4 protein-coding genes and 2 pseudogenes are annotated in these 4,934 nt (G+C 75.2%); 3 read left to right on the plus strand and 3 right to left on the minus strand.

From position 1 onward, the window contains the following. Positions 1-453 (minus strand): annotated as a pseudogene (locus MCBG_RS33165) (peptidase S8); the annotation flags it as partial. A gap of 115 nt (positions 454-568) precedes the next feature. Between MCBG_RS33165 and MCBG_RS22270 the strand changes: the two are divergent. Both MCBG_RS22270 and MCBG_RS22275 read left to right on the plus strand, forming a co-directional pair. Continuing rightward, positions 569-2,386 (plus strand): glycerol-3-phosphate dehydrogenase/oxidase, encoded by a 1,818-nt coding sequence (locus MCBG_RS22270; RefSeq protein WP_043330892.1) that lies wholly within the window; start codon positions 569-571, stop codon positions 2,384-2,386. A gap of 66 nt (positions 2,387-2,452) precedes the next feature. Beyond that, positions 2,453-2,962 (plus strand): hypothetical protein, encoded by a 510-nt coding sequence (locus tag MCBG_RS22275; protein ID WP_043327989.1) that lies wholly within the window; start codon positions 2,453-2,455, stop codon positions 2,960-2,962. On the opposite strand, the gene MCBG_RS22280 is transcribed toward MCBG_RS22275, so the two are convergent. Next, on the minus strand, positions 2,959-4,359 hold the full coding sequence (locus MCBG_RS22280; protein ID WP_043327990.1) for an FAD-binding oxidoreductase: 1,401 nt from the start codon (positions 4,357-4,359) through the stop codon (positions 2,959-2,961). The genes MCBG_RS22275 and MCBG_RS22280 overlap by 4 nt on opposite strands. Before the next feature lie 33 nt (positions 4,360-4,392). Between MCBG_RS22280 and MCBG_RS22285 the strand changes: the two genes are divergently transcribed. Next, a complete protein-coding gene (locus MCBG_RS22285) occupies positions 4,393-4,725 on the plus strand; it encodes a DUF4031 domain-containing protein (RefSeq protein ID WP_043330893.1) in 333 nt (110 codons plus the stop codon). Here MCBG_RS22285 and MCBG_RS22290 read toward each other — a convergent pair. Then, positions 4,651-4,934: pseudogene (locus tag MCBG_RS22290) on the minus strand (metal-dependent phosphohydrolase); the annotation flags it as partial. The gene MCBG_RS22285 and the pseudogene MCBG_RS22290 sit on opposite strands and share 75 nt — an antisense overlap.

Here is a 4,934-nt window from a genome sequence, read left to right on the forward strand (position 1 = left end):
GCCGCGACCGCCAGCAGCGGCACCGTCCCGAAACGGCCCTCCGGGACCGCGTCCACGGCGACGGGCGGACGCACGCGGGTCCAGCCGGGCGGCGACGAACGCGAGCACCGCGGCGGTCACCGCCAGCGCGGCCAGGTACGCCTCGTGGTGCACCGGCGGCACCGTCCGCAGCAGCGTCGTCGCGCCCAGCGCGACCACGGCGGCGGTCCAGGCGCGGCCGGTCGCCCGCAGCGCGGGGGAGCGGGGCGCCAGCGCCAGCGCCAGCGAGGGCGCCCCGGCCAGCAGCACGGTGACCACCGCCACCACCGGCCAGACCGCCACCGCCCGGTCCAGGCCCATGACCAGCATGACCTGCTCGACGAGCCAGCCGCCGACCTGACCCGGAACGGTCACCAGCACGACCCAGAACCCGGTGAGCACGGCCGCGACGACCCGGCCACGGCCCGGTCTCACCGGTGGCGGCGGCGGTACGGGCCGAACGGCGGGCCGGTCAGCATGGTCATCACGGTACGGCCGGGCCGTTCCCGCGGCCCCGGACGGTTACCGTGGACGGGTGCGCGACCCCAACGTGTCCCGATCCGTGGCCGGCCAGCTCTCCGCCGAGCGCCGCGCCGACGACCTGCGCCGCCTTCGGGCCGAGCGGTTCGACGTCCTGGTCATCGGCGGCGGGGTGACCGGAGCGGGCGCCGCGCTCGACGCCGCGTCCCGCGGGCTGAAGGTCGCCCTGGTGGAGGCGCGCGACTACGCCGCCGGCACCTCCAGCCGGTCCAGCAAGCTGATCCACGGCGGCCTGCGCTACCTGGAGCAGCTGGAGTTCCACCTGGTCCACGAGGCGCTGACCGAACGCGGACTGCTCGCCACCCGGCTCGCCCCGCACCTGGTCCGTCCGGTGCCGATCCTGGTTCCGCTGCCCGCCGAGGGCGGCGCGCGGGACCTGCCCCGGCGGTTCTTCCGCCGCTCCTACTACGGGCTCGGCGTGGCCGCGTACGACGCGTTCGCCGGGGTGTTCGGCGGCGGGCGGGGGATGCCGCTGCACCGGCACCTGAGCCGCGAGGGCACGCGCCGGATCTTCCCGAGCCTGCGTCCGGACAAGCTGGCCGGCGCGATCCGCTACTACGACGGTCAGGTCGACGACGCCCGTCTCGTGGTGACGCTGGCGCGTACCGCGGCGAGCCTCGGCGCGACGGTGGTGACCAGCGCCCGCGCGGTCGGCCTGACCCGCCAGGCCCGCGAGGTCACCGGCGTGCGGGTACGCGACCTGGAGGCGCCGGCCGGCTCGCCGGACGCCGAGTTCGAGGTACGCGCGCGCACCGTGATCGCCGCCACCGGCGTGTGGAGCGACGACATGTCGCGGATGCTCAACGACGTCGGGCTCCGCCCGAAGCTGCGGGTCCGGGCCTCCAAGGGAGTGCACCTGGTGGTGCCCCGATCGGCGATCGTCGGCGAGACCGGCCTGATCCTGCGTACCGCCACGAGCGTGCTCTTCGTGATCCCCTGGGGCGGGCACTGGATCATCGGCACCACCGACACGGACTGGCAACTCGACAGGTCCCACCCGGCTGCGACCGCCAGCGACATCGAATACCTGCTCTCCCAGGTCAACACGGTGCTGGACCGGCCGCTGACCACCGCCGACATCGAGGGCGTCTACGCCGGGCTGCGCCCGCTGCTGGCCGGCGAGGCGGACTCCACCTCGAAGCTGTCCCGCGAGCACGCCGTGGTGGAGCCGATGCTCGGCCTGCTGCTGGTGGCCGGCGGCAAGTACACCACCTACCGGGTGATGGCGTCGGACGTGGTCGACCGCGCGATGCACCGGCTCGGCCGGACCCGCCCCTCGCGTACCGCAGACCTGCCGCTGCTGGGCGCCGACGGCTACGCGGCCCTGTGGCGGGACCGGGCCGACCTGGCCCGCCGGCACGGAGTCGCGGTCGGCGTGGTCGAGCACCTGCTGGAGCGATACGGCAACCTCACGCTGGACCTGCTCGCGCTGGTCGACGCCGATCCGCTGCTCGGTTCGCCGCTGGCCGGCGCGCCGGAATACCTGGCCGCCGAGGTGACGTACGCCGCCCGCGCCGAGGGCGCGCTGCACCTGGAGGACGTGCTCACCCGGCGTACCCGGATCTCGATCGAGACCAGCCACCGCGGCCTGGAGTCGGCGGAGCACGCCGCGGAGCTGATGGGCGCGGTGCTCGGCTGGGACGCGGCGACCCGGGACCGGGAGGTGGCCCACTACCGGGCGCGGGTGCTGGCCGAGCGGGAGTCGCAGCTCATGACGGACGACATCGCCGCCGACGCGGCCCGCCTCGGCGCGCCCGATGTGCGTGGTTTCGCAGCAGACCGAGGGACCGACGGCCCGGGCGTTGAACTTCCGGCCTCCCCCAGGTAGGGGATCCCCACCCCGGGCCGCTCGGCCGCTAGTGCGCGCTACCTACGGAAGTGTAGGTTTCCCCGCGTGGTCCGCCCATCATGGTCGTCGCGCGTCCCCGCCCTGTCCGCTGCCGTCCTGCTGGCGACCGCTCTGACCGGATGCGCCTTCGGCCGGGCCGAAGGCGCCACCGCGCCCGGAACAGCGGGAACAGCCAGCCCCACCCCGGCCGGCAAGCGCGTCTCCCTGGTGCAGAAGCTCGGCGACGAGGGCCCGATCCGCCACCTCGACGTGGACCCGTCCGGCCGCTGGCAGTGCCGCGACTGCGCCGGTGACGGCGTGGACGCCACCGGCACGCTGAGCCCCGAGCAGAGCCGGCGGCTCCAGCGGATGCTCGCCGACCCGGCGCTGGCGAAGGAGACCGACGAGGCCCGCGGCTACAAGCAGGGCTGCATCGGCGTGCTGACTTCGACGTTGCTCGTCCCGCCCGGCCTGACCGTCACCATTCAGGACTGCCCGGGCGAGCCGAAGCCGAAGGTGGCCTATGACGTGCTGCTGCTCGTCACCCAGGCCACGCCCGCGGAGGACAAGGGTTAGAACACCTTGCCGGGGTTGAACAACCCGGCCGGGTCCAGCGCCGCCTTGATCGCCTGGTGTACCCGTACGCCCACCGGGCCGATCTCGCGGGCCAGCCAGTCCCGCTTGAGCAGCCCCACGCCGTGCTCCCCGGTGCAGGTGCCGCCCAGCTCAAGCCCGAGCGCCATGATCTCGTCGAAGGCCCGCCGCCCCCGGGCCAGGCTGTCCGGGTCGGCCCGGTCGACCACGATGTTCGGGTGCATGTTGCCGTCGCCCGCGTGACCGACCACGCCGATCGGCACCCGGCACGCCTCGGCGATCCGGGCCACCCCGTCCAGCAGTTCCGCCAGCCGGGCGCGCGGCACCGCCACGTCGTCGATGACCAGGCCACCGTTGCCGCCGGGGTAGGTCTGCGCCGCGAACCGCTCCATCGCCGGGTGGGCCAGCCGCCGGGCCTGCAGCAGCGCCGCCGCCTCGGTCGCGTCGCCGGCCGCGTACACCTCGTCGGCGCCCGCCGCCGTGCACACCTCGGCCAGCCGGGCCAGGTCGTCGGCGGCCCGGGCGCCGGTGTCCACCGCTGCCAGCAGCAGCGCCTCGGCATCAGTGCGCAGACCCATCGGCCGGTACGCCTCGATCGCCCGCAGATGGGTCCGGTCCAGCAGTTCCAGCAGGCTCGGGGTGAGCCCCCGCCCGGCGATCCCGGCGACCGCACCGCCGGCCGTGGCCACCGTGGGGAAGACCGCGACCAGTGTCAGTGACTGCTCCGGGGCCGGACGCAACGCCACTGTCACCTCGGTGATCACGCCGAGCGTGCCCTCCGAACCGACGAAGAGCCGGGTCAGGTCGTACCCGGCGACCCCCTTCGCGGTACGCCGCCCGGTGCGCAGCACCTCGCCGGAGGCGAGCACCACCTCCAGGCCCAGCACGTACTCGCCGGTCACGCCGTACTTCACGCAGCACATGCCACCGGCGTTGGTGGCCACGTTGCCGCCGACGGTGGACGACTCCCACGAGCCGGGATCCGGCGGATACCAGAGGCCGTGCTCCCGCACCGCGCGGGCGAGCGCCGCGTTGACCACGCCGGGCTGCACCACGGCGATCCGGCCGACCGGGTCGATCTCGCGGACCCGGTTCATCGCCACGGTGCTCACCACCACCGCGCCGTCCACCGCGTTCGCCGCGCCGGCCAGCCCGGTCCGCGCGCCCTGCGGCACCACCGGTACGCCGTGCCGCCCCGCCGCCCGGACCACCGCCACCACGCCCTCGGTGTCACGGGGGCGGACCACCACCAGCGGGACGCCCGAGTCGCACAGGTCTGCCTCGTCGCGGGCGTGCCCGGCCAGCAGGTCCGGGTCGGTCAGCACGGCGGCGTCGCCGAGCGCGCCCCGCAGGTCGTCGAGGAGGGGATGGGCGGCCATGCCGGGAAGGCTACCGGCGTACCGTCTGTTGCCGTGCTCTACCTGGACCCGCCCGCCGTGCCCTGGCGCGGCCGGCTCTGGTCGCACCTGATCAGCGACGTCTCGTACGCCGAGCTGCACGCGTTCGCGGAGATGCTCGGCGCGCCCCGGCGCGGCTTCGACCGGGACCACTACGACGTGCCCGCCGAACGGTTCCGGGCGGCGGTGTGGCTGGGCGCGACTGTCGTGCCCTCGCGGGAGATCGTCCGGCTGCTGCGGGACACCGGCCTTCGCCGTCCGAAGCACCGCTTCTCAGGCCAGCGCGGCCAGCTCCCGGGACAGGTTGGCCCGGGCGCGGGACTCCCAGCGGGCGTGCGGCTCGGGTAGCCGGTACAGCGCCGGCAGCGCGAGCAGGTGCCGCAGCGCCGCCGACCGGCCGGCGCGGAAGTCCGGTTCGGGCACGTGCGCGTACTCGGCGCGGATCGCGGCGGCGTACCTGTCGTAGCGCTCCGCCGGGGCCGCCAGCACCGCCAGGTCCGCGTCGCAGAGCAGCGCGCCGTCCGGGTCGTCCGGCCCGACCGCGTGACCGGCGGTGA

It is taken from the genome of Micromonospora sp. M42 (assembly GCF_000568915.1).
Taxonomy (GTDB): domain Bacteria; phylum Actinomycetota; class Actinomycetes; order Mycobacteriales; family Micromonosporaceae; genus Micromonospora; species Micromonospora chalcea.